We start from the raw sequence: 25,093 nt of genomic DNA on the forward strand, positions 1-25,093 counted from the left end.
TCGTCAATCTAGGTTCGATGGCACGAATAGACAAAGCATCGCCCTCTTCTTACCCCAACCGGCGGGCGGCCTTCCTCGCCGGCTGCCGCGAATCCGCGAGCACGCCGGCGCTGGTGCTGGGCGCCTCCTTTCTGGGCTTCGGCTCGCTCTGCCGGCAATCGGGCTGGACCCTGCCGATGAGCCTCGCCTCCACCACCACGGGCTGGGCGCTCCCCGGCCAGATCACGCTGATCGAGCTCTACGGCATCGGCGCCTCGGCCGCCGCGATCCTGCTCGCGGTCTGGCTCTCGGGCCTGCGGCTCCTGCCGATGACGCTGTCGCTGATGCCGTTCCTGCGCCATCCCGGCACGCCGCGCTGGCGCTATTACCTCGCCGCCCATTTCATCGCCATCACCGCCTGGGCGACCTGCATGCAGCGCTGCCCGCTGCTGCCGTCCGAGCAGCGGCTGCCCTTCTTCTTCGGCTTCGTCGCCGTGCTCTGGAGCTTCACCATGGTCGCGACGGCGGCCGGGTTCCTCATGGTCGACTGGCTGCCGCCGACGGTCGGGCTGGGATTGCTGTTCCTCAATCCCGTCTATTTCATGCTGGTGTTCTCGGTCGACCTGGCGCAGCGCGCCCGCGTCCTGCCGCTGGTGCTGGGCGCCGTCAGCGGGCCGCTGTTCCATCTGCTGACGCCGGACTGGAGCCTGCTGCTGACGGGGCTCGTCGCCGGCACCGCGGCCTTCCTGCTGGAGCGGCCGCTCGCGCGCTGGCTCGAGGCGCGCAGCGCGGCCCGCGAGCCCTCATGACCGAGAACGCGATCTGGCTGCTGATCGCCGGCGCCTTCGTCGTCACCTATATGTGGCGCGGGCTGGGCGTGGCGCTGGGTGGCGGCATGAGGCTCGAAGGACCGCTGTTCCGCTGGGTCGCGGCCGTCGCCTACGCCATGCTGGCCGGCCTCATCGCCCGCATGCTGGTGCTGCCGCTGGGGGCGCTCGGGCATACGCCCTTGGGCGAGCGTATGCTCGCCGCCGGCGTCGCGCTCGCCGTCTTCCTCGTCAGCCGGCGCAACATGCTGCTGGCCGTCTTCGCCGGCGCGGCGACGCTCGTGCTGCTGGAGATGATCGGGCGCTAGCCCTTCTTCGCCGCGTCCATCAGCGCCTTCACGCCGGGCAGCGTCTTGCCCTCGAGCCATTCGAGGAAGGCGCCGCCGGCGGTCGAGACGTAGGTCAGCGCATTGACGACGCCGGCCCTGCCCAAGGCCGCCACCGTGTCGCCGCCGCCCGCGACCGAGAGCAGCCGGCCCTGGCGCGTGAGCTCCGCGACCCGGACCGCGAGCCGCGTGGTGCCGGCATCGAAGGGCGGCGTCTCGAAGGCGCCCACGGGCCCGTTCCAGACCAGCGTGCGGCAGCTCTCGAGGCGCTGCGCGATCGCGTCGGCCGTATGCGGGCCGACATCGAGGATCATCTGATCGGCCGGCACCGCGGTGATCGGGACATGGCGGCTCTCGACGCCGGGCTCGAGCTTCGCCGCCACCGTCGCATCCTCCGGCAGAAGAATATCGCAACCGGCCGCGCGCGCCTTCTTCAGCACGTCGCGCGCGGTGTCCGCCATGTCGCGCTCGGCCAGGGACTTGCCGATGGCGATGCCGTTGGCGAAGAGGAAGGTGTTGGCCATGCCGCCGCCGATCACCAGCAGATCGACCTTCTGCACCAGGTTGCCGAGGAGATCGAGCTTGGTGGAGACCTTGGCGCCGCCGACGATCGCCGCCACCGGGCGCTGCGGCGTCTCGAGCGCCCGCGTCAGATGGTCGAGCTCGGCCTGCATCAGGAGGCCGGCCGCCGCCGGCAGCAGATGCGCGATGCCTTCGGTCGAGGCGTGGGCCCGGTGCGCGCAGGAGAAGGCGTCGTTGACATAGAGATCGCCCAGCTTCGCGAGCGCCTTGGCGAAGCCCGCATCGTTCTTCTCCTCCTCCGCGTGGAAGCGGAGATTCTCGAGCAGCAGCACCTGGCCGGGCTCGAGCGCGGCGACGGCCTTCTCGACGGCGGGGCCGATGCAATCCTCGGCGAACGCCACCGCCCGTCCGCCGAGCGCCACGCCCAACGCCTCCGCGATCGGCCGGAGCGACATCGACTCCACGCGCTTTCCGTCGGGCCGGCCGAAATGCGACAGGATGACGACCTTCGCGTCGCGGTCGATCAGCGCCTGCACCGTCGCGGAAGAGCGGTCGATCCGGGTCGGATCGGTGACGCGGCCATCCTTGACCGGCACATTGAGATCGAGTCGCAGCAGCACGCGCTTGCCGGCGACATCGAGCTGATCGAGGGTGCGGAACTGGGCCATCGTGGAATCCGTTGCTGCGGGCGGAACGTCCGGCGGGGCAGAACCGTTGAGAATCCGGGCCTTGGATGCCCCGTGGACGCCATGGAGGCGGCATCATTCCCAAGGCCGCCGGTAAATGCAATTGTGACAGGAACAGCTTCGTGACGGTGTCGGGGAAGGGTCCCAGGGCAACGGCATCAGGGGCAGGGCGTCACCAGGCTGAAGGGGAATCTCGAATGGCGTATCGAACCGCCCTCATCACCGGGGCGTCGAGTGGCATCGGTGAGGCGATCGCTCGGGCCCTGCCGCCTTCCACCAACCTGCTGCTCACGGGCCGCGACCGCACGCGCCTGCAGGCGCTGGCGGACGAGCTCGCCAGCAATGCCCGCAAGGTCGAGTTCGAGGCCGCCGATCTCGCGAGCGAGACGGCCCTCGAACGGCTGGCGGCCTGGGCCGAGCCGCATGAGCCCGACCTGCTGGTCAACAATGCGGGCTTCGGCCGCTTCGGCAAGGCGCTGGCACCGGCGACGCCGGCGCAAAGCGACGAGGCCATCGTCAAGGTGAACATCCTGGCGCCGGTCGCGCTGACGCGGGCGCTGGCGCCGGGCATGCTCGAGCGCGCCCGCGCCAACGGCCATCGCGCCGGCCTGATCTACGTCGCCAGCACGCTCGCCTTCTTCCCGATGCCCTATCTGGCGACCTACGCCGCCAGCAAGCATTTCCTCCGGGCCTATGTCGAAGCCCTCGCCGACGAGCTGCGCCATGAGCCGATGGATCTCCTGGCGCTCTGTCCCGGCGTCACCCGCACGGCCTGGCTCGAGCGGGCGAACATGCCGCTGCCGCGGTTCGCGCGCATCGACGAGCCCGAGGCGGTCGCCCGCGTGGCCCTCGACGCGATCGGCCGGCGGCCGGTGCAGCTGGTGGGTTCGCAAGGCCATCTCGCCGCCTGCCTCGCCCGCTTCCTGCCGCGTCGGTTCGTGACCGCCGCCATGGGCCGGATGGCCGAAAGCTGGGGGTGACGGCCCGGCCGCTTCCGCTGCGATTCCGTAACATATTGATATTATTATATATATGCCTTCGAGCGTCCCGCGTCCGCCGCTCGAGGCCGCCCGCCTCCGATAGATTGCATTTAAGCAAAGCTTTTACGGCCTAGGCGCCAGCATGGACGGTCGCCACATTAGGGGCGAGGAGGCATCCCGAGTCGCGCAAAGCGGCGCGGGCCTCCCGACGACCCCTTCCCCAAGGGAATTCCCCGGACCATGGCTTCACGCTCATGACCGCTTCCCTGGTCTCGCCCTCGATCGAGCCGGCGCCGCGCTGGCTGACGAGCTATCCGGCGGATGTGGACTGGAACGCCGCGATCGAGCCGCAGCCGGTCTATGCCCTGCTCGATCATGCCGTCGCCACCTGGCCCGAGCGCGTGGCGCTGAATTTCATGGGACGGCGCACCTCCTATGCCGAGCTGGGCCGGCTGGTGGATCGCACGGCGGTCGGGCTCGCGGCCCTGGGCGTCGGGCCCGGCGTCAAGCTCGGCCTGTTCCTGCCGAACTGTCCCTACTTCGTCGTGCTCTATTACGCGGCGCTCAAGACCGGGGCCACGGTCGTCAATTTCAATCCGCTCTACACGCCGACCGAGGTGACGCGGCAGGTCGAGGATTCCGAGACCGACGTCATGGCGGTGCTCGATCTGGCCATGCTCTACAACAAGCTGGGGCCGCTCCTCGACAGCACGCGGCTCAAGCGCCTGATCGTCTGCCCGATGGCCGATCTCCTGCCGACGCCCAAGCGCTGGTTCTACCAGATCGCCATGCGCCGGACCCTGGCCGATCCGCCGCGCGACGATCGCCACACGCGCTTCGCCGATCTCGTCGAGAATGGCGGCGGCTTCAGCCCGCCCACGATCGATCCCTCACGCCAGCTCGCGCTGCTGCAATATACCGGCGGCACCACCGGCATCCCCAAGGGCGCGATGCTCACGCACGCGAACGTCTATATCAATGCCGAGCAATGCCGCCTCTGGTTCCCGGTCGGCAATGGAGCCGACGCGCCGCCGGAGATCATGCTGGGCGTGCTGCCGCTGTTCCATGTCTTCGCCATGACCGTGGTGATGAACTGGAGCATCCGGGTCGGCGCCGAGATCGTCCTGCTGCCGCGCTTCGAGCTCAAGGGCATGCTGCAGACCATCGGCAAGCGCAAGCCGACGGTCTTCGCCGGCGTGCCCACGCTCTTCAACGCCATCGTCAACCATCCCAAGATCGCGAGCTTCCATCTGGACTCGCTGCGGTTCTGCATCTCGGGCGGCGCGCCCCTGCCTGACGAGCTACGCGCGCGCTTCGAGCGCCTGTCGAGCGCCAGATTGGTCGAAGGGTATGGGCTGTCGGAGACCTCGCCCGTGGTCTGCTGCAACCCGCCCTTCGAAGGCGGGCGCGCCGGCTCGGTCGGCCTGCCCTATCCGAGGACCGTCATCGAGATCCGGGACGCCGAGCCGCCGCACCGGTTGCTGGCGCAAGGCGAGCGCGGCGAGATCTGCGTGCGCGGGCCGCAGGTGATGGCGGGCTATTGGAAGCGCCCGGACGAGACCGCGACCAGCTTCGTCGAGGGCGCCTTCCGTACCGGCGATGTCGGCTATATCGACGCCGACGGCTATGTCTTCATCACCGACCGCCTCAAGGACATGATCAATGCCAGCGGCTACAAGGTCTATCCGCGGCTGATCGAGGAGGCGATCTACCGCCATCCCGACGTCGCCGATTGCGCCGTGATCGGCATGCCCGACCCCTATCGCGGCCAGACCGTGAAGGCCGTGATCGTTGCCAAGCCGGGCACGGCCCTGACCGACAAGATCCTCATCGCGTTTCTCAAGGACAAGCTCTCGCCGATCGAGATGCCGACCGCCTTCGAGTTCCGCGCCTCCCTGCCCAAGACCGCCGTCGGCAAGATCGACAAGAAAGTCCTCCAGGCCGAGGCCACCGAAAGGAAACCCGCATGACCCGCTCCGCCGTCATCGTCGGTTATGCCCGCACGCCGTTCCACTTCGCGCATAAGGGCGCGCTCGCCAAGGTCCGGCCGGACGATCTGGCCGCCACGGCCGTCAAGGCCGTGCTGGAACGAACGGGCGTTCCGGCCGGCGAGGTCGAGGATCTGCAGATGGGCTGCGCCTTCCCCGAGGGCGAGCAGGGTTTCAACATCGCGCGCCTCGTGGTGCTGCTGGCGGGCCTGCCGCAGAGCGTGGCCGGCGCCACCATCAACCGCTTCTGCGGCTCCTCGATGCAGGGCATCCATAACGCGGCGGGCGCCATCGCGCTGGGCGCGGGCGACGTCTTCATCTGCGCCGGCGTGGAATCCATGAGCCGCGTGCCGATGATGGGCTTCAACCCGATGCCCCATCCGGGCTTGGCCGAGAAGGTGCCCGGCGCCTATATGGCGATGGGCATCACGGCCGAGAACCTGGTGCGCAAATACAAGATCGGCCGCGACCGCCAGGACGCCTTCTCGCTCTCGAGCCAGCAGAAGGCGGCGGCGGCCCAGGCGGCGGGCAAGCTCGACAAGGAGATCGCGCCGGTCGGCGCCGGCAACGACATCGTCGCCAAGGATGGCTGCATCCGGCCCGAAAGCACGATCGAGGGGCTCAAGGGCCTCAAGCCCGCCTTCGAGGCGGACGGCAGCGTCACGGCCGGCAGCTCCTCGCCTTTGACCGACGGCGCCTCGGCGGTGCTGCTGACCTCGGAGGAATATGCCAAGGCCCATGGGCTGAAGCCGCTCGCCCGCATCAAGAGCATCAGCGTCGCCGGCTGCGCGCCCGAGATCATGGGCATCGGCCCGGTCGCCGCGACGAAGAAGGCGCTCGACCGCGCCAAGCTCAAGGTCGGCGATCTCGACGTGATCGAGCTCAACGAGGCCTTCGCGGTGCAGGCGTTGGCCTGCGCCGACGATCTCAAGCTCGACCTGAACAAGACCAACCTCGATGGCGGCGCCATCGCGCTGGGCCATCCGCTGGGCGCCACCGGGGCCCGCATCACCGGCAAGGCGGCGCAGCTCCTGGCGCGCGAGGGCAAGAAGTTCGCGCTCGCGACCCAGTGCATCGGCGGCGGCCAGGGCATCGCCACCATCCTCGAGGCGGTCTGACCCATGGCCAAGACATCCGGAACGACGGACGGGCTTGCGATCCGCAAGGCGGCCGTGATCGGCGCCGGGGTGATGGGCAGCGGCATCGCCGCCCAGATCGCCAATGCCGGCGTGCCGGTGCTGCTGCTCGACATCGTGCCCAAGGACAAGGAGGGCAAGCCCGCCGCCGACCGCAGCGCCATCGCCAAAGGCGCGGTCGAGAAGCTGCTCAAGACCGATCCGGCGCCGCTGATGCTGCCGGCCAATGCCGCGCTCATCACGCCCGGCAATATCGAGGACGATCTGGCCAAGCTCGCCGACGTCGACTGGATCGTCGAGGCCGTGCTCGAGAACATCGAGATCAAGCGCTCGCTCTACCAGAAGCTCGAGCCGGTGCGGAAGAAGGGCTCGGTCGTTTCCTCCAACACCTCGACGATCCCGCTCGCGACCCTGATCGAGGGCGGCTCCGACAGCTTCGCGCGCGATTTCGTCATCACCCATTTCTTCAATCCGCCGCGCTATATGCGCCTGCTCGAGGTGGTGTCGGGGCCGAAGACCAACCCCGCGACCGTGGCCGCGATCGAGGCCTTCGGCGACCGCGCGCTCGGCAAGGGCGTCGTGCGCTGCAAGGACACGCCGGGCTTCATCGCCAACCGCATCGGCGTCTATTGGATGCAGGCCGCGGTGACGGCGGCGCTCGATCTGGGCCTCACGATCGAGGAAGCCGACGCCGTGATGGGCAAGCCGCTCGGCATCCCCAAGACCGGCGTGTTCGGCCTGCTCGACCTCACGGGCCTCGACCTGCAGCCCCATGTCGACGGCGCCATGGCGAAGGCGCTGCCCAAGGGCGACGATTACCTGCGCATCCGGCGCGACTTCCCGCTGATGCAGAAGCTGATCGCCGACGGCTACACGGGGCGCAAGGGCAAGGGCGGTTTCTATCGCCTGCTGCGCGACGAGCATGGCGGCAAGACGCTCGAGGCGATCGATCTCAAGACCGGGCAGTTCCGGCCCAAGGCCGAAGCGCGGCTCGAGAGCGTCGAGGCCGGCCGCCAGGGCCTGCGCGCCGTGGTCGAGCATCCCGATCGCGGCGGGCAGTATGCCTGGAAGGTGCTGTCCCAGCTCCTGCCCTACACCGCCTCGCTGGTGCCGGCGATCGCCGACGACATCGTTTCGGTCGATCGGGCCATGCAGATGGGCTATGCGTGGAAATGGGGTCCGTTCGAGCTGATCGACCGCATGGGCGCCGACTGGTTCGCGGAGCGTCTCAAGGCCGAGGGCAAGACGGTGCCGCCGCTGCTGGCCGCCGCCGCCAAGGCCGGCGGCTTCTACAAGATCGAGGGCGGGAAGCTGCTCGCGCTCGGCACCGACGGCAAGCATCACCCGGTGCTGCGGCCCGAGGGCGTGCTGCTGCTGGAAGACATCAAGCGCGCGAACCAGCCCGTGGCCGCGAACGGCTCGGCCAGCCTGTGGGACATCGGCGACGGCGTCGTCTGCCTCGAGTTCCACAGCAAGATGAACGCGCTCGACGATCAGATCCTGGGCCTGCTCAAGCAGGCGATCGGCATCGTCTCGAAGAAATACAAGGCGCTGGTGATCTATAACGAGGCCGAGCAGTTCTCGGTCGGCGCCAATCTGGGCCTCGCCCTCTTCGGCGCCAATATCGGCCTCTGGCCGATGATCGAGGGCCTGGTCAACGAAGGGCTCGCCACGCTGAAGGCGCTCAAATACGCGCCCTTCCCCTCGGTCGCGGCGCCGGCGGGCATGGCGCTCGGCGGCGGCTGCGAGATCGTGCTGCATTCGCGCGCGATCGTGGCTCATGCCGAGAGCTATATCGGCCTGGTCGAGGTCGGCGTCGGGCTCATCCCCGGCTGGGGCGGCGCCAACGAGCTGCTCGAGCGCTACACGCTCGAGAAGGGCCGCCCCGGCGGGCCGATGCCGCCCGTGACCAAGGCCTTCGAGACGATCTCGATGGCGAAGGTCTCGCGCTCGGCCGCCGAGGCGCGCGAGATGGGGATCCTGAGGCCCGGCGACGAGATCGTGATGAACCGCGAGCGGCTGCTCGCCACCGCCAAGGCGCATGCCCTGGCGATGGTGGAAGGCTACAAGCCGCCGGAAGCGCCGGTCTTCCAGCTCCCGGGCGCCACGGGCCGTACCGCGATCCGCCTGGCCGTGGACAATTTCGTCGCCGCCGGCAAGGCGACGCCGCATGACCGCGTGGTGGCCGAGGCGCTGGCCGATCTCCTCACCGGCGGCAAGGACGCCGATATCGAGATCAAGATCGAGGAGGAAGCCCTGCGCAAGCTCGCGGCCAAGGGCTTCATGAACCTCATCCACACCGAGCCGACCCTTGCGCGCATGGAGCATATGCTCGAGACCGGCAAGCCGCTGCGGAATTGATAAGAAGATCGAAGGGACCAATTGCTGCGAGATCATCTATCGGCCCAACAGTTGAACACAGGGATGACGATCGACAGCTTTTTAAGTCGCCTACCCTCGGTAATTGCGCTTGAGCAAAGGCTAGCGCTGGAAGCTATAGGATATGCGCTTGATCTGATTTGTTTGGCTTACCGAAGAATGTTGGCACAACTTCGAGCTGTATCGCCAATTAGCGACGAATCAATCTCCCGGTCCCTGTTAGTGCTCATATTCGCAGATGCGTGGCTTATCGTTGACCAAGCACACATGTTGCGCTCGCTGCTGCGCTCCATAGAGCCGAAGATATCAACGCCGACGATTCGTGAGTTCATATCAACATTCGAAAACGCGACGTTTTTAAGGAACGAGATGGATCATCTGCACCAGAACATCAACAACATCAGTAAGAGTAAAAAGGTTCTTCCGCCAATATATGGAGCGGTATCTTTTGCCCGCTTACATGGCGCCGATCACAATCTGGAGATCACAAGAGCTACGGATATCCGCGGCGCCTATCTTGTGACGCTGACAGCTGGGTCTTTCTCAAAGGACAATCATAGACTTCATTGTGCAAATCCGATTGGAAAGAGTGTTGAAATTCCGGTGGGGCACGTGCAGTTCAATGCCTTTGAGCATGTCATCAATTTTAGCGAGCTAAACGCGGCAGTCGAAGGATTGAGGGCCTTATTCGATGGAGAGATCAGAGCAGACATAGAGACCAAGGTGCGCGAAGCAGCGGTCGCGGCGGGCATATCACCGGAAGAAGCGCTACGGGCCCGCACGGCCGATCTCGTCGTAACGATGGTTATCGATTTTTCTGAAGAGCACACGAACGATAAAGACCCGTCTGGTTGGCAGGGTTGAGAACTTTCAGACCAAGCAAGGACAACATCCATGCCCGACTACAAGGCCCCGCTTCGCGATATCCGCTTCGTGCTGCATGAGCTCTTGGACGACTCCAAGCTCGCCGAGCTGCCGGGCTATGCCGACGCGACGCCCGAGCTGGTCGACAGCATCCTCGATGCGGCGGCGAGCTTCTGCGAGGAGCAGCTGGTGCCGCTCAACCGGCCCGGCGACGAGACGGGCTCGCAGCTCGCCAACGGCGTCGTCACCACGCCGCCGGGCTTCAAGGAAGCGTACAAAGCCTTTGCCGAAGGCGGCTGGATCTCGCTCGCGAACGATCCCGACTATGGCGGGCAGGGCCTGCCCAAGCTGGTGAGCTTCGCGGTCGAGGAGATCATCTGCTCGGCCAATCTCTCCTTCGGCATGTTCCCCGGCCTTTCCAACGGCGCCTACAACGCGATCGCGCTGCACGGCTCACCGGAGCTGAAAAGCTTCTACCTGCCGAAGCTCACCACCGGCGAATGGGCTGGCACCATGTGCCTGACCGAGCCGCAATGCGGCACCGACCTGGGCCTCGTGCGCACCAAGGCCGAGCCGCAGCCCGACGGCAGCTTCAAGATCACCGGCAACAAGATCTTCATCTCGGCCGGCGAGCACGACCTGACCGACAACATCCTGCATCTGGTGCTGGCCCGCCTGCCCGATGCGCCGGCCGGCACGCGCGGCATCAGCCTGTTCCTGGTGCCGAAATTCCTGCCCAAGCCCGATGGCAGCCCAGGACCGCGCAACGCCCTCTCCTGCATCGCGATCGAGAAGAAGATGGGCATCCATGCCTCGCCCACCTGCCAGATGGCGTTCGACGGCGCCACCGGCTGGCTGGTGGGGCGCCCGCACAAGGGCATGTCGGCGATGTTCACCATGATGAACGCCGCGCGTCTCGGCGTCGGCGTGCAGGGTCTGGGCATCGCCGAGGCCGCCTATCAGGGAGCGCGCGATTACGCGAAGCAGCGCCTGCAGGGCCGCGCGCCGCAAGGGCCGCAGGCGCCCGACAAGCCGGCCGATCCGATCATCGTCCATTCCGACATCCGCCGCATGCTGCTCACCATCCGGGCCAAGACCGAGGCGGCCCGCGCGCTGGCGCTCTGGGTCGGCAAGGAGCTCGACGTCTCCCTGAAGCATCCCGATCCCGCGGCGCGCGAGGCGGCCGACGATCTGGTGGCGCTGCTCACGCCGATCGTGAAGGCGGCGCTGACCGATCTGGGTTTCGAGGCCGCCAATCTCGGCATGCAGGTCTGGGGCGGCCATGGCTATATCCGCGACAACGGCATGGAGCAGTTCTCGCGCGACGCCCGCATCACCCAGATCTATGAAGGCACCAACGGCATCCAGGCGCTGGATCTGGTCGGGCGCAAGCTCAGCCTCTCGATGGGCCGGCTGCTGCGCCGCTATTTCCACCCGACCGCCGCCTTCATCGAGGAAAGCATGACGGACCCGGCGCTGGGCGAGTTCGTCCTGCCGCTCGCCAAATGCTTCGCGCGGCTGCAGCAGGCGACGGCCTTCGTCGCCGAGACCGGCCTGAAGGACCCGGAGGCCGCCGCGGCCGTGGCACCCGATTATCTCAAGCTCTTCAGCTACACCGTCTTCGCGACGCTCTGGGTGCGGATGGCCAAGATCGCGCTCGCCAAGCAGAACGGCGAAGAGGCCGAGTTCTACAAGGCCAAGCTCGCCTGCGCCCGCTTCTATCTCGAGCGCATCCTGCCCGAGCATTCGGCACCCTTCGCCTTGGTCATGGCCGGCAAAGGCGCGCTGGCGGGGATGCCGATCGAGGCGTTCTGAGTCCGCTAGGGAGCGGGACGCAAGCTCGTCAGCATCGGCCCATATCGCAGCAGGAAGCCGGCGAAAGCGGCAATCCAGAAGCCGGCCGAAGCGACGAGCAGCGGCAGAGTCCAGGCGCCGATGAAAGCCGCCGCGACGCGCATGATGGCAGCCAGGGTCACGAGCGCATAGATCAGGCTGGTGACGCGGTCGGCTGACAGCTCGCGCCCGGTATGTCCGCGCGTGGCGCGCGTCATCACGGCCAGGATCATCGTCCCGATCGCGCCGGCCGTCAGGGCATGGATCGCGGCGCTCTGCGGCACGCCGAGGTCGAACTGGGCCAGGCCGAGGAGCGCTGCCCCCAGCACCAGCCAGCCATAACCGATATGGAGGATCAGCAGCAGCGGTTCCGCCGCTGTCGCTTCGCCATGCCAGCGCAGGAGGCGCCAGAGATTGAGCGCCGCACCGGCCAGCAGGACCGCACCCACGGCCTTCATCTCCGGAAAGAACGCCCAGGCGAGCAGGCCGGCATGAAGGATGCCGAGCGCCACCCGGTCGACTTTGCCATGAGGGGCCGGCAGGGCCGAGCCCGGGTGCCGTGCCAGCCAGTTCCGCGTGAAGCTCGGCACGATCCGGCCGGCAACCACCGAGACCAGCACGGTCACGGCAGCGAGCCCCAGCCGCCAACCCAGGCCAAACGGCAGGTTCACGCCAGCGGCTTCGAGATGCATCAGCAGATTGGCGACGCCGAGAAGGGCTACGGGCGCCACCATCGGAAGATTGCGCCAGTTCCGCCCGGCGACAATCTCACGCGCGACGACGAGGACCAGGCTTGCGGGGAAGAGAAGGTCCGCAACGATCGCCAGCCATGGCGGCAGGCCTGCCGAAACCAGGCAGGCGATCCGGCCCAGCAGCCACGAGCCGGCGAGCCAGGCCAGCGGGACGCCCCGGACCGGCAGCCGGCGGGTCCAGTTGGGGATCGCGGTCAGCAGGAAGCCGGCGATGGCCGCCATGACGAAGCCGAACAGCATCTCATGGATATGCCAGGCGAGCGGGTCGAAGCGGCTGGGCAGCGCGAGGCCGTTCGTCAGGACGAGGATCCAGAGGGCGAGCGCCGCCGCTGCCCAAAGGCCCGCCGCCAGGAAGAACGGCCTGAAGCCCTGGGTCAGCAGCACCGGCAAGGACGCTCTCCTCTCCGTCGCCGCGATGCTCATTCGGCCGCCGCCGGCTGCCGCGCGCGGCCCCCCGGCAGCAGCCGCAGGGCGAAGCGCGGCAGCAACGGGCGCGACTTCACGATGAAATCCCACGCCATCAGCAACGCGCCCAGCGCGAAGACCACGTCGCCGGGGAAGCGCATCCACTGCCAGAAGGCGGTACCGTCATAGAAGGCCTGGCTGCGCGCGTAGGCGAGACCATGCTCGTAGACGGCATCGAGCTGCGGCCAGCCGATCGGGAAGAAGTTGAAGAGGATCCAGAGAACCAGCCCGCCGTTATAGAGCCAGAAGGCCCACCGCCCCACCGTCTCGCCGAAGGCGTGGATCTCGCCCGCGGCATAGCGCAGGCAGAAATAGACCAGCCCGATGCCGAGCAGCCCGAAGGCGCCGAACAGCGCCGTGTGGGCGTGGTTGAGCGTCAGGAAGGTGCCGTGCTCGTAATAGTTCACGAGCGGCGCATTGAGCGTGCCGCCGCCGAACACGCCGGCGCCGACGAAGTTCCAGAAGGCCGCCCCGATGATGTAGATGTAGGCGAGCCCATATTTGAAATCGCCATGCGTCTTGATCAGCCGGTGGTGCTGGATCGCCTCGATGACCAGCAGGACCAGCGGCAGCACCTCGATGAAGGAGAACATGGTGCCGAGCGGAACCCACAGGCCCGGCGCGCCCGCCCAATAGAGATGATGGCCGGTGCCCAGCACGCCGCCGAGGAAGATCAGGATCAGCTCGAAATAGACCGAGCGCTCGGCGAGCTGGCGCGACACCAGCCCGACGGCCATCAGCAGATAGGCGCTGATCGCGGCGGCGAAGAACTCGAAGGACTGCTCGACCCAGAGATGGACCACCCACCAGCGCCAGAAATCGGTGATGGTGAATGATTTCTCGATGCCGGTGAGCGGGATCATGCCGCAGGCATAGAGCAGCGCGATATTGACGGTCGAAGCCCAGATCAGATGCTCGAGCTTGATGCGGCCGGTCCAGAACTGGCGGGTGGCGGCCGCCAGCCTCGCGCCACTCGGCCAGAGCGCGCGGAGCACGAGCAGGCTCCAGATCGCGAGACCGGCGAAGAAGCCGATCTGCCAGGCACGGCCGAGCTGGATGTAGGACAGGCCCTGGTTGCCGAACCAGAACCACCCTTCGCGGATATAGCCCATGATGCCGAGATAATTGCCGGCGAGCGCACCGACCACGATCAGCAGCGTCACCCAGAACAGCAGGTCGACGAGGAAGCCCTGGCCCTTGGGCTCGCCGCCGCTGATCGCGGGCGCCAGGAACAGGCCCGCGCCGATCCAGGAAAGCCCGATCCAGACGATCGGCGACTGGATATGGACATCGCGCAGGAAATTGAAGGGCAGGAAGCGGTCGACCTCGATTCCGTAGAAGCTCGTCCGGTCCGAGTAGTAGTGGGCCATGATCGATCCGACCAGGATCTGCAGCAGCAGCACGGCGGCGACGACCAGGAAATATTTCCAGATCCGACGCTGGCTCGGGGTGAGCGGCGCGAACTTCGCCAGCACCGGGTCCATGGGCGCCCGGTCGGGCCCGTTCAGGTAGCGCTCGTAGATGAAGAGCACCGCGCCGAACGCGAAAAAAGTGAAGCAGAAGCTGATCCAGGTCCACCGGAAGGTGCTGGTGGTGGGCGCATTGCCGACCAGCGGCTCGAAGGGCCAGTTCTGTGTCCACGACACCGTGGTCCCCGGTCGCCGGGCGACGGTCGTGAGCGAGGAATAGATCAGGAAATCCGCGGTGCGGGCGGCACTCTCCTCGTCGAGGCTGTAGGCCTGGGTCCATCCCTTGTCGAAATCGTGACGCAGCAGCGCGGCCGCGATCTCGTCGCGCAGCGTCGCGATCGCGGACGCGACGGCATCGGGAAGCACGGCGACCGACTGGCTCAGATCGATACCCTGAAGCTCGACCTGCATCGCCGCCCGGACCGAGGCCTGCTCTTCCGCCGTCAGCTCGGCCACGGCCTTGCCGGTCCTGGCTTTCGCGATGTTGGCCTCGGTCAGCGTCGCGAGCCGGACCAGGTTGGAGGCCGTATAATCCTCGCCGAAATAGGAGCCCATGCCGTAGAGGCTGCCGTAATCCATGAGGTCGGCCTTCTGGAAACCGGCCTTGCCGGCCTGGATGTCGGCGGCGGACATGACGAGCGTCCCGTCGGTTCCGACGAAACGGTCCGGAAAGGGCGGCGAGGCCTTGTAGGTGAGATCCGTCGTCCAGCCGAGAAGGGCGAAGGTCACGATGCCGACCGCGAGCAGAATCCATTTCAGGACATTGCTGACGGGATCTTTCCCCGACCGATCATTCACCGATGTTGCCGCGATCATCTCTTTCTCTCCCCACTTTGAACCGTCTCATGAAGACGCCGCCTCGGCCGCAACGCGCAGCCCGGCTTTCAGAACATCGACCATCCGTGACTGCCGGCGGTCGCGCCGAAAACGGTGACGAGACCCAGTGCCCACAGCAGCCAATGAGCCCGGTGCAGCCATGCGAAGGCCGCGTCTGGCCGTGCCGCGGCCCATCGATGGAAATGCCGATGCAGGACGAGAGGCTCGGCCACGAACAGGATGAGCGCGAAGAGCAGCCAGAGCCCGACCATGGCGTGCATCCACCAGAACTGCGTCGAGCGGAACCGCTCCCAGAGCCCGAGCCGTTCCACCATGTAGAGGCCGGTCAGCCCGACCAGAAGAACCGCCATCCTTGCCTGCCAGACGAAGCGGCTCTGGATCGCCTGAAAGGCCTGCAGCCGATCGCCGCCCGGCTTTCCGTCGCGGACGGCCGGCAAGGCAACCGTGGTCGCCATCGACAGGCCGCCGATCCAGACGACCACCGACAGGACATGAAGGGCCCGTGCGACGACGACACCATCCATGGTTTTCCGTGCCTCGCGCTGCCTCGGGGGCCAAGGCCCCGTCTCGCGGATCGCCGGCGCGAAGACGGCGATGCCGCGTCGATATTGCCGATCCGAATCCTCGCCCGGCGGGCCTGCGGCCGTCGTTGCGCCAGCGCAAATCGCTCCCACCCGGTTCCGGCCGCCGCTAGACTGAGGGGCATGAATCGCGCCCCAATGCCCGCTCCGGGACTCCTGCCGGGAATGGAGTTGTTTCTCGGCCTGTCTGAGCCGGCATTGGCTGACGTCATGAATTGCGCGCGCCTGCGCCATCTCCCGAAAAATGTGACGGTTTTCGCGCAGGGCCAAGCGGCCGATCGCTGTCACGCCCTGATCGAAGGGAGTATCCGGATCGCCCAATCGGATGAGGACGGCGCCCAGCTGGTGGTCCGCTTCATCGGTCCCGGCGAGATGTTCGGAACGGTGGCCCTCTTCACCGATCGCCAATATCCGGCCGAGGCGGTGACCATGGTCGATTCGACGGAGATCAGCTGGACGGAGGCGGCCCTGCTCGATCTGATCGAGCGGCACCCCCGGATCGCCCTGAACATCGTCAGGATCATCGGCACGCGGCTGCGCGAGGCCCAGGAGCGGCTTCGCGAGCTGGCCACCCAACGGGTCGAATCCCGCATCGCGCATATGCTCCTTCGATTGGCCGCGCAGGCCGGACAGGCGGACGGCACCGGCACGACGATCGGCTTCCCTCTGACCCGCAAGGACGTAGCGGCCATGTGCGGCGCCACGCTGCACACCGCCAGCCGCATCCTGACCGCCTGGGAAAAGACGGGGATGATCACGACCAGCCGCCAGCGCGTGACGATCAGGAAGCTCGCGGCGATCAAGCGGATTGCCGAAGACCCCGGCGCCTGACCGGTGGTTCCGGCGGACGGCAATCCCGCACAACAAAACCCCGCCGGGGAGTGACCCCGGTCGGGGCTTGTCTTCGGCCAGCCTCTTCGGCTCGCCCAAGGTTCTTGCGAACCCATGTCTCGCGCGTACCGTTGCGGTCGCGCGTTTCCAGTCTCCAGATTTTCAGCGATCCCGCCGGTGCGAGCCGGCAGGGTCCGGCATTAGCGGGATCGTGGCCCCGCGTCGCGGCGGGGCCGGGATTTTATGCCCGGTGGAGTCATGCGGGCTGGCACCCTCCTGCGTTGTTGCTCGCGATGTCCAACGCCGCCTGGCTTGGCCATCGGGTCGTCCCGCAGGGACGTTCCGCTGGTCGTCGCCATCGGGCGATCGACAGGATCAAGCGTTGCGCCATCGCTCCCGCGAGTCAACCCGTCTGTTTCGCGTTGCGGGAATTTCCGGTGCACAATCGGATAATCGCACACACCGCCATCGGTTGCCGGAACATGGTGCAAAGGATCGATGGTTGGGCCGAAGATCGGATGAAGATTCGCGCGCAAAACACGAGGGTGCTTGGCCTATCCCGATCTTTGCATCGCGCCCCAAGGACCGGCTCCCGTCACCCGCACCCCGGCTTCTCTCCGGACGAAGAGCGGCTGCCGCGATGGTGACATTGCTGTGCGCCGCTCCTAGAGCGCCTCGCGCTCGGCGAAGAAGGCGTCCGTGTAGGGATACCACCAGCCCTGCAGCTCGGGCTTGGGATCGAGCATCACCATCTTGGCGCGCCGGAAGCTGTTGAGGCCGATGCGGCTCAGCGACCGGCCGAGCCCCGAGGCCTTCCAGCCGCCGAAGGGCAAGGCCTCGTTGTCGCCCAGCACATTGTTGACCCAGACCATGCCGGCCTCGAGCCGCTCGGTCGCCGCCATCGCCTCCTCGAGCCTGGTCGTGTAGATCGAGGCGCCCAGCCCGTAGCGCGTGCGGTTGGCGAGCGCGATGGCCTCCTCGAGGCTCGTCACCTTGCAGATCGGTGCCACGGGGCCGAAGGTCTCCTGCTGCAGGATCGCCATCTCGGGGCGGCAGCCGGTGAGGATCGTCGGCTCGTAGAACCAGCCCTTGTTGAATTGCGGCGGCACGCGGCCGCCGCAGACGATCGTCGCCCCCTTGGCCACGGCGTCGTCGACCAGCGCCATCACCTTGTCGCGGGCGGCCTCGCTCACCAGCGGGCCGATCTCGACGCGGCCCATGCCCGGCCCCACCCGGAGCGCGCGCGTGCGGGTTGCCATCGCGGCGACGAACTCGTCATGGACCGCCTCGTGCACATAGAGGCGCTCGGCCGCGGTGCAGATCTGGCCCGAGAGATGGAAAGCGGCGGTGACCGCTGCGGCCGCGGCGACATCGACCGGGGCCGAGTCCATCACGATCATCGGATCGCTGCCGCCGCCCTCGATCACGCAGGGCTTCATCAGCTCGCCGCAGAGGCCGGCGACCTTGCGCCCCACCTCGGCGCTGCCGGTGAAGGCGACGGCGCCCACCGCGGGCGCCTTGATCAGACCCTGCGCCGTCTCGGGGCCGCCCGTCACGCAGGCGACCAGACCTGCGGGAAGCAGGCGGAAATGGCGCATGAAATGCAGCGTGCAGAGCGACGTCGCTTCGGCCGGCTTGACGATCACCGCGTTGCCGGCGGCGAGCGAGGCCGCGACGGTGAAGGCCATCAGCACGATCGGGAAATTGAAAGGCAGGATATGGGCGCTGACGCCCACCGGATGCCAGCGCATCCATTGCAGGCCGCCGGGCGAGGTCGGCCCCGCCACCTGCCCGCCCTCGTCGCGCGCGAGCTCGGCGAAATAGCGGAAGATCGGCGCCACGTTCATGAGCTCGCCCACCGCCTCGGCATAGGGCTTGCCCATCTCGCGCACCATCAGGGTCGCGGTCTCGCGATGGCCCTGGCTCTCGATCGAATCCGCCAGGCGATGCAGCAGGCCGGCGCGGCTCTTGGCATCGAGCGAAGCCCAGTCGCGCTGCGCCGCGACGGCCTTCGCCAGCACCGGGGCCAGGGTTTCCTCGTCGGTCTGGGCGATCTCGCCGACGTGCTCGAGGTTCGCGGGATCGATCACGGGCTTGCGCCGCAGCGCCGGCGGGACCCGCCATTCGTGATCGACGAAGATCGCGCCCGCAAACGGATCGAACCTGGCCTCGGCCATGCCACCCCTCCTCGATGAAGACCCCGGCGGGGCCGCAAGGAGGCGAGGTTAGACCAGGACGTGGGTTCGCGGGAGGCCGATCAGTTCAGCGCCTTCTTCGCCATGGCGGCGGCCGCGCGCTTCGCGATCTCCTCGAGCGGCACATCCTCGACATGGGTCGCGATATGCCAGACATGGCCGAAGGGATCCTGGAAGCTGCCGCTCCGGTCGCCATAGAACTGATTCTGCACCGGCCGCACTTCCTTGGCGCCGGCGGCGAGCGCCGATTTCGCCACCGCATCGACATCGGGCACATAGAGATGGAGATGCACCGGCGAGCCGCCATAGGCAGGCGGCGCCTTGGCATTCATCTCGGGATACTCGTCGGCCAGCATGATCCGCGAATCGCCAACCGTGATCTCGGCATGGCCGATGCGCCCGTCCGGCATGGGCAGGCGCAGCGCCTCCTTGGCACCGAAGGCCTTCTCGTAGAACGCGATCGCCTGGGCCGCGCCCGCGACCATCAGATAGGGCGTGACGCTGTGGTGGCCTTCCGGAACGGGCTTGGGCTTGCCGGCCATGAGATGTCTCCTCGCGATGGGCCGCATGTCAGGTGCTGCGAGCATGACGCCGTTGGACGGCTCGGCGCTAGCGCGGCGGGGGCGTCATTCTTGTGGCGTGGAATGTGTGTTGCGATTTCGCGATCTCATGTCCCTTCCCCCCTTGAGGGGGAAGGTTAGGAAGAGGGATGACGCGATGTCGATACCGAGCCGCCCCCTCCCTGACCCTCCCCCTGAACGGGGGAGGGGATCAAGCGAAGCGTCACCGGATCATATAGACCTTGCGCATGGTCTCTTCGATGCGGCAGGTGCCCTTCCAGTCCTTGGGGAAGAAGGCGACCGTGTCGGGGCGGATCTCGATGGTCTCGCCCGATTCATGCGTGTAGGTGCAGCGCCCGGCGATGAAATGGCAGTATTCGTCGCTGGTGACGTGGCAGTTCCAATAGCCCGGTGTGCAGATCCAGATGCCGGTCTCGCTGCGCCCGCCCGGCCCCTTGTGGAGCAGCTTGCCCGAGGTCAGGGACTGGCCCTCGATCATGGTGGGCACGGGGCCCCAATCGACCAGCGCGCCCTGCGTCAGGGGGTTGCGCATCACGGGCGAGGCGCCGCGGTCGAGCGCGGTCGGCGTGCGCGCCAGCATGTAAGTGTTGCGCAGCGTCTCATGCACGTCGCAGCGCCCGGTCCAGCCCGAGGGGAAATGCACCACCGTCTCGGGCCCGACCTCGATGGTCTCGCCGTTATGCTCGGTATAGGTGGCGCGGCCCGAGAGGAAATAGCAGATCTCGTCGCCCGGAATGGAGAGGCGCCAGGAGCCCGGCGTCACCACCCAGAGCCCGCTCTCGACCGTGCGCTCGCCGTTCTCGTCGCGCTTCCACAGGAGCCGTCCGCTGGAATGGGAACGGCCTTCGATCGCATCGGGCTGGTCGCCCCAATCGACGAGGTCGCTGTAGCTCTTCGCCGGATGGATATGCGGCGCCGAGGAACCTTCGATCCTCAAGACACGCCCTCCGCCAGGCGCGGCTCCTCGGCCACCCGGGCGATCAGGCGCGCGGCCTTCTCGGGTCCGTTCTGCGACTGCATGTAGCGGGCGCAGGTCCCGAGCTTGAGCTTCATCGCCCCGTCGCCGATGAGCCGCGCGATCGTGCCGGCGAGCTCGTCGTCGCTCCAGGCATAGCGCGGCAGCTTGGCGCCATAGCCCGTATCCTGGATGCGGGTCGCGTTGTCGAGCCCGTCCCAGCAATAGGGCATAATGATCGCGGGCTTCCCGAAATAGAGCGCCTCGTTGAAGCTGTTGTTGCCGCCATGATGGATGAAGAGATCCACATGCGGGATCACGGCCGGCTGCGGATACCATTTCTCCAGATGGACGTTGCCGGGAACGTCGTGGTACTGGTCGATATAGTCGCCGACATTCATCAGGAAGCGATAGGGCAGCCTGCCGAAGAGGGCGATCATGCGCTTGTAGAGCTCGACATCGGCCGAGCCCAGGCTGCCGAAGCTCACATAGATGAGCGGCTTGCCCTCGTTGGCGGCGAACTTCGGCACCTTGTATTCGCCCTCGTCGCGCACGCAGCCGTCGAGATACTGGAAGCGCTTGGGATCGAGCGCGTGCCGCCGCTTGAAGCGCAGATGCTTCGGATAGAGCAGCAGGTTCAGATAGGGCGAGGTCTCGAAGAACTCGCCCAGCTCGTAGGAAGGATGGCCGACCTTGGCGAGGAAGGCGTTGAAGCGGTCATGGGCCGGCTTCACCTGCTTCAGGAATTCCGCCTCGAAGGCCTGGAAGCAGGCCTTGTCGTTCTCGCCGCAGCCCGAGAGATGGGGCGGAATGTCCGGGTCCGCCACCTCGTTCTCCGAGCAGGAGATGATCCGGATCCAGGGCTTGCCGATCATCTTGATGGCCGGGAACAGGATCACGTTGTCGACGCAGACCACGTCGGGCTTGAGGCTCTGCAGATGCGCCAGCAGCATCTCGTGCGAGTTGACCGCGGTGTCGACGATCATCTCCCAGACCGGCACGACATAGGTCGGGATCTGCTCGATCGGCGACAGCTTGAAGTGCGGCAGATGCTGGGCGATGAAATCCGACCAGAAGCGGGCGGCCTCCTCGTCGGGCATGCCGCCCGACATGTCGACCAGCTTCTCCTCGAAGCCATAGCCCTCGAACACGCCCTTGAAGCCCTTGTCGCAGACGAAGATGGGCTCATGGCCCATCTCGCGCAGCCGCTGGGCGATGCCGACGCAATTGAGCGCCGGCCCGAAGGCGGCCTCGGGATAGAGCACGACGCGCTTGCCCTTCTTCTTGAGGGCGGGGCGCGGCGCGGAGGGTGTCGCCGGGCCGGCCTTGGCCGGCGCAAGGGGCGCCGAAGCCGCGGGTTTCTTCGGCTTCGGCGCGACCTTTTTCTTCGGCGTCGCTTTGGGCTTGGCCGCGGCCTTCCTGGCCTTGGATGCCGATGATCGCTTGGATGTGGCGCCGGCGGCGGATTTGCGGGCGGAGTTCGTCTTGGCGGCCTTGCGCTTGGCGGCGGTCTTGGGCCCTGCCGCTCGCTTCGCTGATGTCTTTTTCGCCGCCCCTGTCTTCTTCTTGGCCTTGGTCTTCGCCTTCTTTCTCGCCGCCTTCGCCATCATTCATCCTCGTCGATCATGCCACTCGCCTGTCGTTCCCGGTCCCTTACTGAGGCTTGTCGGACTCCGGCCCGGGGGCCCAGGTCGAAGCGGCCGGGGCCGGCTTTGGCTCGGCCGGGCTGTGGCTGATCGGCGCCGGCGCGGGTGCCGGCTTCGGCGCAACCGCAGCGGGCTTCGGTGCCGGAGCGGGCGCCGGCTTGGGAGCCGGAGCGGGCTTGGGCGCCGCCGCCTTCTTCACCGCCACTTTCTTGGCAGCGGCCTTCTTTTTCGCGACCTTCTTGGCGACCTTCTTCTTCGCGCTGCGCTTGGGCGCAACCTTCCGCTTCGCAGTCTTCTTCTTGGCGGCCGACTTCTTCTTGGCGACCTTCTTCTTCGCGGTCTTCCTTCTCGGCTTTCTAGACATAATCCTCCCCCTCAAGGTGGATATCGAACGCGCCGGTGCGCGTTCGCCGGACTCTACGATCCGAGACGATGAGTGTTCCGTTTCGCCGCGTTCTTGTCCAGCGCGCCTATCGTCGTATCGATCAGTTCGTGAGCAGCCGCGCCCGCTCCGCGGTCCAGTCGCATGTCACCGAAGCCCCCTCTGTCATGTCGGGTAGCGACTCCAGCCCCGTGCCGAGGCGCGCCACCAGAGGCCGTACAAGGCCGGCCACTCGGACATGAAGAATGAGGTCCTGGCCCAGGTAGGCGATGCTTTCGATGCGGCCCTCCAGGCCCTGTCCTGAGGCCGTGGCAGCGGCGGGCCGCACGCGAATCCGCTCCGGCCGGATCGCCAGGGCAGCCGGCGTGCCCGCCGCCAGGACCCCCGGCGGGGCCGGCAGGAGCCGGGAGAGGCCGTCGGCCGCGAAGCCCTGCGCCGCGACCCGGCCCTCGATCAGGTTCGTGACCCCGATGAAATCGGCGACGAAGCGGCTGGCGGGCTCCTCATAGAGCGCCCGCGGCGAGCCGAGCTGGGCGATTCGTCCCTGATCCATCAGGGCGATGCGGTCCGCCATGACCAGGGCTTCCTCCTGGTCGTGGGTGACAATCAGGAAGGTGATGCCGGTACCGTGCTGCAGCCGCTTGAGCTCCAGCCGCATCTGGTCGCGCAGCTTCTTGTCGAGGGCGGCCAGGGGCTCGTCCAGCAGCAGCAGGCGCGGCCGCTTGACCAGGGCGCGGGCGAGCGCCACCCGCTGGCGCTGGCCGCCCGAGAGCAGATGCGGCTTGCGCCCCGCCACCCCTTCGAGCTGCACCAGGGCCAGCGCCTCGGCGGCGCGCCGCTTCAATTCGGCCCCCCGCACCCCCTCCATCTCCAGCCCATAGGCCACGTTGCCCTCGACCGTCATATGCGGGAACAGGGCATAGGACTGGAACATCATGTTGATCGGCCGGCGGTTGGGCGGGATCGCAATTAAGTCCTTGCCGTCCAGCGTGATCCGGCCGCGGTCGGGCGTCTCGAACCCCGCCAGGATGCGCAGGAGCGTGGTCTTGCCGCAGCCCGAGGGCCCCAGCAGGGCGAAGAACTCGTTCTCGCGGATCTCGAGCTCGATCCCGGCCAGGGCCGTGACCGGTCCGAACGCCTTTTCCACGCCGCCGATGCCGATGAGGGCGGTCATGCGCCGGAGCCCCGCCCGGTATCGCGACTGAAGCGCTGGGCCAGCAGCATGAGGGTGAAGCTCACCAGCAGCAGCAGGGTGGCGATGGCATTGATCTCGGGCGTCACGCCGAAGCGGATCATGGCGTAGATCTTCATGGGGAAGGTGGTGGAGCCGCTGCCGGCACCGGCGGAGAAATAGGCGATCACGAAATCGTCGACCGAGAGGGTGAAGGAGAGCATGGCCGCCGCGATCACGCCGGGCAGGATGATCGGCAGGGTCACGCGCCGGAAGGTGGTCCAGGCGCCGGCGCCGAGGTCGATCGAGGCCTCGATCACGGAGCGGTCGAAATTGCGCAGCCGGGTGCGGACCACCGCGGCGGCGAAGGCGATCACAAACACGCTCTGCGACAGGACGATGGTGTAGAGCCCCAGCGTGAACTGGAGCAGCGTGTAGAAGGAGAGCAATGCGATCGCCAGCACGATGTCGGGGATGATCATCGGCACCATGACGAAGCTGTCGAGCAGCGTCGAGGGCCGGCCGCGCTCGAGCCCCAAGGCCAGGAGCGTGCCGCCGGCGGTCGAGATCGCGGTCACGGCGAAGGCCACCAGGAGGCTGTTGGCGACCGACTTGAGGATCTCGGGGTTCTGGACCAGGACTCCGTACCATTTGAAGGAGAAGCCGGTCCAGGCGGTCGGCATGCCGCCGGCGTTGAAGGACAGCACGATCAGCGTGACGATCGGGCCATAGAGGAAGAGATAGATCAGCGCCGCATGCGCCCGCAAAAGCCGGCGCGTGAAGCGGCCCTGGAGCCGGGCCAGGGGGCTGGCGTCAGTCATAGGTGCCGATCCGCCGGGCGCGGTTCACGAGGAAGGCCTGGAAGCTCAGGAGCGCCATCATCACCCCCATCAGGATGAAGGAGAGCGCGGCGCCGAAGGGCCAGTCGCGGGCCGTGAGGAACTGGTCGTAGATCAGGTTGCCGACCATCACCGTGCGCCCGCCGCCCAGGAGATCGGGGGTGATGAAATTCCCCATGCTGTAGACGAAGACGAAGATGGCGCCGGCCGCGGCCCCCGGCACGGTCAGCGGCAGGGTGACCCGGCGGAAGCTGGTGAAGCCGGTGGCGCCCAGGTCGGTCGAGGCCTCGATCAGGTCGGGCGGCAGCCGGTTGATCGCGGCATAGAGCGGCAGGATCATGAAGGGCAGGTAGGCATAGACGAGCCCGACTAGGATCGCGAACTCGTTATAGAGCAGGTCCACTGGCTCGCTGGCGATACCGAGCCAGGCGAGGAACCCGTTGATCAGCCCCTGCCGGTTCAGGATCACGATCCAGGCATAGGTGCGGATCAGGTAGTTGGTCCAGAAGGGCAGCACCGCCAGCAGCAGCAGGACCTTCTGCCAGTGGGCCGGGGCGGTCGCGATCAGGTAGGCCGCGGGATAGCCCAGGAGGAAGGCGATCAACGTGGCGGACCCTGCGATCTTGAGTGAGGTCAGCAGGATCCCGAGATAGAGCGGGTCGGCGGCACGCTGGTAATTCTCCAGCGTGAAGATGTAGTCGATGCCGCCATAGGTGCCGCGCTCGAAGAAGCTCAGCACCACGATCAGCGCGCAGGGCAGCACCAGGAACAGCGCGATCCAGCCCAGCGGCAGCGCCAGGAGGCCGGCGCGCGCGCGGGCGGCCGACGAAGGGCGCGGGGAAGCGGGAACGGTGAGGGTGCTCAAGGGA

21 protein-coding genes are annotated in these 25,093 nt (G+C 67.1%); 9 read left to right on the top strand and 12 right to left on the bottom strand.

All coding sequences use genetic code 11. The features are described from left to right. Positions 1-17: 17 nt before the first annotated feature. Both FRZ61_RS23740 and FRZ61_RS23745 read left to right on the top strand, forming a co-directional pair. Positions 18-788, top strand: coding sequence for an AzlC family ABC transporter permease (locus FRZ61_RS23740; RefSeq protein ID WP_151120093.1), 771 nt, complete (start codon positions 18-20; stop codon positions 786-788). Further along, complete coding sequence (locus FRZ61_RS23745) at positions 785-1,114, top strand: AzlD domain-containing protein (protein ID WP_151120094.1); 330 nt, start codon at positions 785-787, stop codon at positions 1,112-1,114. The genes FRZ61_RS23740 and FRZ61_RS23745 overlap by 4 nt, the downstream gene beginning before the upstream one ends. On the opposite strand, the gene FRZ61_RS23750 is transcribed toward FRZ61_RS23745, so the two are convergent. Next, entirely contained in the window at positions 1,111-2,322 is a 1,212-nt protein-coding gene (locus FRZ61_RS23750; protein WP_151120095.1) for a phosphoglycerate kinase, read from the bottom strand. The genes FRZ61_RS23745 and FRZ61_RS23750 overlap by 4 nt on opposite strands. Positions 2,323-2,537: 215 nt before the next feature. On the opposite strand from FRZ61_RS23750, the gene FRZ61_RS23755 reads away from it, so the two are divergent. The 6 genes from FRZ61_RS23755 (at position 2,538) to FRZ61_RS23780 (ending at position 11,502) form a co-directional block, all read left to right on the top strand. Further along, on the top strand, positions 2,538-3,320 hold the full coding sequence (locus FRZ61_RS23755; protein ID WP_191909187.1) for an SDR family NAD(P)-dependent oxidoreductase: 783 nt from the start codon (positions 2,538-2,540) through the stop codon (positions 3,318-3,320). A 254-nt stretch (positions 3,321-3,574) separates the two neighbouring features. Further along, the gene (locus tag FRZ61_RS23760; RefSeq protein WP_151120097.1) at positions 3,575-5,290 is read left to right on the top strand and encodes a long-chain-fatty-acid--CoA ligase; all 1,716 of its coding nucleotides are present in this window, start codon (positions 3,575-3,577) and stop codon (positions 5,288-5,290) included. Continuing rightward, positions 5,287-6,426, top strand: a complete 1,140-nt coding sequence (locus tag FRZ61_RS23765; protein ID WP_151120098.1) for a thiolase family protein — start codon at positions 5,287-5,289, stop codon at positions 6,424-6,426. Before FRZ61_RS23760 ends, FRZ61_RS23765 begins: the two co-directional genes overlap by 4 nt. A 3-nt stretch (positions 6,427-6,429) precedes the next feature. After that, positions 6,430-8,805, top strand: coding sequence for a 3-hydroxyacyl-CoA dehydrogenase/enoyl-CoA hydratase family protein (locus tag FRZ61_RS23770; protein ID WP_151120099.1), 2,376 nt, complete (start codon positions 6,430-6,432; stop codon positions 8,803-8,805). Between the two features lie 63 nt (positions 8,806-8,868). After that, positions 8,869-9,687: a hypothetical protein gene (locus tag FRZ61_RS23775; RefSeq protein WP_151120100.1), complete on the top strand. Its 819-nt coding sequence runs from the start codon at positions 8,869-8,871 to the stop codon at positions 9,685-9,687. Between the two features lie 30 nt (positions 9,688-9,717). Further along, on the top strand, positions 9,718-11,502 hold the full coding sequence (locus tag FRZ61_RS23780; RefSeq protein ID WP_151120101.1) for an acyl-CoA dehydrogenase C-terminal domain-containing protein: 1,785 nt from the start codon (positions 9,718-9,720) through the stop codon (positions 11,500-11,502). A gap of 5 nt (positions 11,503-11,507) precedes the next feature. Here the strand turns inward: FRZ61_RS23780 and FRZ61_RS23785 are convergent, their stop codons facing one another. From FRZ61_RS23785 to FRZ61_RS23795, 3 genes are all read right to left on the bottom strand, one after another. Continuing rightward, positions 11,508-12,656: an NnrS family protein gene (locus tag FRZ61_RS23785; RefSeq protein ID WP_225309290.1), complete on the bottom strand. Its 1,149-nt coding sequence runs from the start codon at positions 12,654-12,656 to the stop codon at positions 11,508-11,510. Positions 12,657-12,691: 35 nt separating this feature from the next. Further along, positions 12,692-15,022: a nitric-oxide reductase large subunit gene (locus FRZ61_RS23790; RefSeq protein WP_151120103.1), complete on the bottom strand. Its 2,331-nt coding sequence runs from the start codon at positions 15,020-15,022 to the stop codon at positions 12,692-12,694. Between the two features lie 68 nt (positions 15,023-15,090). Then, positions 15,091-15,567 carry a hypothetical protein gene (locus tag FRZ61_RS23795; RefSeq protein WP_151120104.1) on the bottom strand — a complete coding sequence of 159 codons (477 nt, stop codon included), beginning with the start codon at positions 15,565-15,567 and terminating at the stop codon, positions 15,091-15,093. Positions 15,568-15,789: 222 nt separating this feature from the next. Here FRZ61_RS23795 and FRZ61_RS23800 point away from each other — a divergent pair, with 222 nt between their 5' ends. After that, positions 15,790-16,455: a Crp/Fnr family transcriptional regulator gene (locus tag FRZ61_RS23800; RefSeq protein WP_225308973.1), complete on the top strand. Its 666-nt coding sequence runs from the start codon at positions 15,790-15,792 to the stop codon at positions 16,453-16,455. Positions 16,456-17,120: 665 nt separating this feature from the next. Here the strand turns inward: FRZ61_RS23800 and FRZ61_RS23805 are convergent. The 8 genes from FRZ61_RS23805 to FRZ61_RS23840 form a co-directional block, all read right to left on the bottom strand. Next, positions 17,121-18,632, bottom strand: coding sequence for an aldehyde dehydrogenase family protein (locus tag FRZ61_RS23805; RefSeq protein WP_151120106.1), 1,512 nt, complete (start codon positions 18,630-18,632; stop codon positions 17,121-17,123). An 80-nt stretch (positions 18,633-18,712) separates the two neighbouring features. After that, on the bottom strand, positions 18,713-19,192 hold the full coding sequence (locus tag FRZ61_RS23810; RefSeq protein WP_151120107.1) for a VOC family protein: 480 nt from the start codon (positions 19,190-19,192) through the stop codon (positions 18,713-18,715). 241 nt (positions 19,193-19,433) lie between these two features. Further along, complete coding sequence (locus FRZ61_RS26730; protein ID WP_225308974.1) at positions 19,434-20,168, bottom strand: cupin domain-containing protein; 735 nt, start codon at positions 20,166-20,168, stop codon at positions 19,434-19,436. Further along, positions 20,165-21,796: a nucleotide disphospho-sugar-binding domain-containing protein gene (locus tag FRZ61_RS23820; protein ID WP_225308975.1), complete on the bottom strand. Its 1,632-nt coding sequence runs from the start codon at positions 21,794-21,796 to the stop codon at positions 20,165-20,167. The genes FRZ61_RS26730 and FRZ61_RS23820 overlap by 4 nt, the downstream gene beginning before the upstream one ends. A 43-nt stretch (positions 21,797-21,839) precedes the next feature. After that, positions 21,840-22,196 (bottom strand): hypothetical protein, encoded by a 357-nt coding sequence (locus FRZ61_RS26495; RefSeq protein ID WP_191909188.1) that lies wholly within the window; start codon positions 22,194-22,196, stop codon positions 21,840-21,842. A 121-nt stretch (positions 22,197-22,317) separates the two neighbouring features. Continuing rightward, the gene (locus tag FRZ61_RS23830) at positions 22,318-23,388 is read right to left on the bottom strand and encodes an ABC transporter ATP-binding protein (protein ID WP_151120108.1); all 1,071 of its coding nucleotides are present in this window, start codon (positions 23,386-23,388) and stop codon (positions 22,318-22,320) included. Beyond that, a complete protein-coding gene (locus FRZ61_RS23835) occupies positions 23,385-24,206 on the bottom strand; it encodes an ABC transporter permease (RefSeq protein ID WP_151120109.1) in 822 nt (273 codons plus the stop codon). Before FRZ61_RS23835 ends, FRZ61_RS23830 begins: the two co-directional genes overlap by 4 nt. After that, complete coding sequence (locus tag FRZ61_RS23840; RefSeq protein ID WP_225308976.1) at positions 24,199-25,089, bottom strand: ABC transporter permease; 891 nt, start codon at positions 25,087-25,089, stop codon at positions 24,199-24,201. Before FRZ61_RS23840 ends, FRZ61_RS23835 begins: the two co-directional genes overlap by 8 nt. Positions 25,090-25,093 lie beyond the last annotated feature (4 nt).

The sequence above is a fragment of the Hypericibacter adhaerens genome, from assembly GCF_008728835.1.
GTDB classification, from domain to species: domain Bacteria; phylum Pseudomonadota; class Alphaproteobacteria; order Dongiales; family Dongiaceae; genus Hypericibacter; species Hypericibacter adhaerens.

Excerpts from the sequence above, each read along its gene's own strand:
- FRZ61_RS23740 (WP_151120093.1), top strand. The coding sequence starts at position 18 with ATGGCACGAATAGACAAAGCATCGCCCTCTTCTTACCCCAACCGGCGG.
- FRZ61_RS23745 (WP_151120094.1), top strand. The coding sequence starts at position 785 with ATGACCGAGAACGCGATCTGGCTGCTGATCGCCGGCGCCTTCGTCGTC.
- FRZ61_RS23750 (WP_151120095.1), bottom strand. The coding sequence starts at position 2,322 with ATGGCCCAGTTCCGCACCCTCGATCAGCTCGATGTCGCCGGCAAGCGC.
- FRZ61_RS23755 (WP_191909187.1), top strand. The coding sequence starts at position 2,538 with ATGGCGTATCGAACCGCCCTCATCACCGGGGCGTCGAGTGGCATCGGT.
- FRZ61_RS23760 (WP_151120097.1), top strand. The coding sequence starts at position 3,575 with ATGACCGCTTCCCTGGTCTCGCCCTCGATCGAGCCGGCGCCGCGCTGG.
- FRZ61_RS23765 (WP_151120098.1), top strand. The coding sequence starts at position 5,287 with ATGACCCGCTCCGCCGTCATCGTCGGTTATGCCCGCACGCCGTTCCAC.
- FRZ61_RS23770 (WP_151120099.1), top strand. The coding sequence starts at position 6,430 with ATGGCCAAGACATCCGGAACGACGGACGGGCTTGCGATCCGCAAGGCG.
- FRZ61_RS23775 (WP_151120100.1), top strand. The coding sequence starts at position 8,869 with ATGACGATCGACAGCTTTTTAAGTCGCCTACCCTCGGTAATTGCGCTT.
- FRZ61_RS23780 (WP_151120101.1), top strand. The coding sequence starts at position 9,718 with ATGCCCGACTACAAGGCCCCGCTTCGCGATATCCGCTTCGTGCTGCAT.
- FRZ61_RS23790 (WP_151120103.1), bottom strand. The coding sequence starts at position 15,022 with ATGATCGCGGCAACATCGGTGAATGATCGGTCGGGGAAAGATCCCGTC.
- FRZ61_RS23795 (WP_151120104.1), bottom strand. The coding sequence starts at position 15,567 with ATGGATGGTGTCGTCGTCGCACGGGCCCTTCATGTCCTGTCGGTGGTC.
- FRZ61_RS23800 (WP_225308973.1), top strand. The coding sequence starts at position 15,790 with ATGGAGTTGTTTCTCGGCCTGTCTGAGCCGGCATTGGCTGACGTCATG.
- FRZ61_RS23805 (WP_151120106.1), bottom strand. The coding sequence starts at position 18,632 with ATGGCCGAGGCCAGGTTCGATCCGTTTGCGGGCGCGATCTTCGTCGAT.
- FRZ61_RS23810 (WP_151120107.1), bottom strand. The coding sequence starts at position 19,192 with ATGGCCGGCAAGCCCAAGCCCGTTCCGGAAGGCCACCACAGCGTCACG.
- FRZ61_RS23820 (WP_225308975.1), bottom strand. The coding sequence starts at position 21,796 with ATGATGGCGAAGGCGGCGAGAAAGAAGGCGAAGACCAAGGCCAAGAAG.
- FRZ61_RS26495 (WP_191909188.1), bottom strand. The coding sequence starts at position 22,196 with ATGTCTAGAAAGCCGAGAAGGAAGACCGCGAAGAAGAAGGTCGCCAAG.
- FRZ61_RS23830 (WP_151120108.1), bottom strand. The coding sequence starts at position 23,388 with ATGACCGCCCTCATCGGCATCGGCGGCGTGGAAAAGGCGTTCGGACCG.
- FRZ61_RS23835 (WP_151120109.1), bottom strand. The coding sequence starts at position 24,206 with ATGACTGACGCCAGCCCCCTGGCCCGGCTCCAGGGCCGCTTCACGCGC.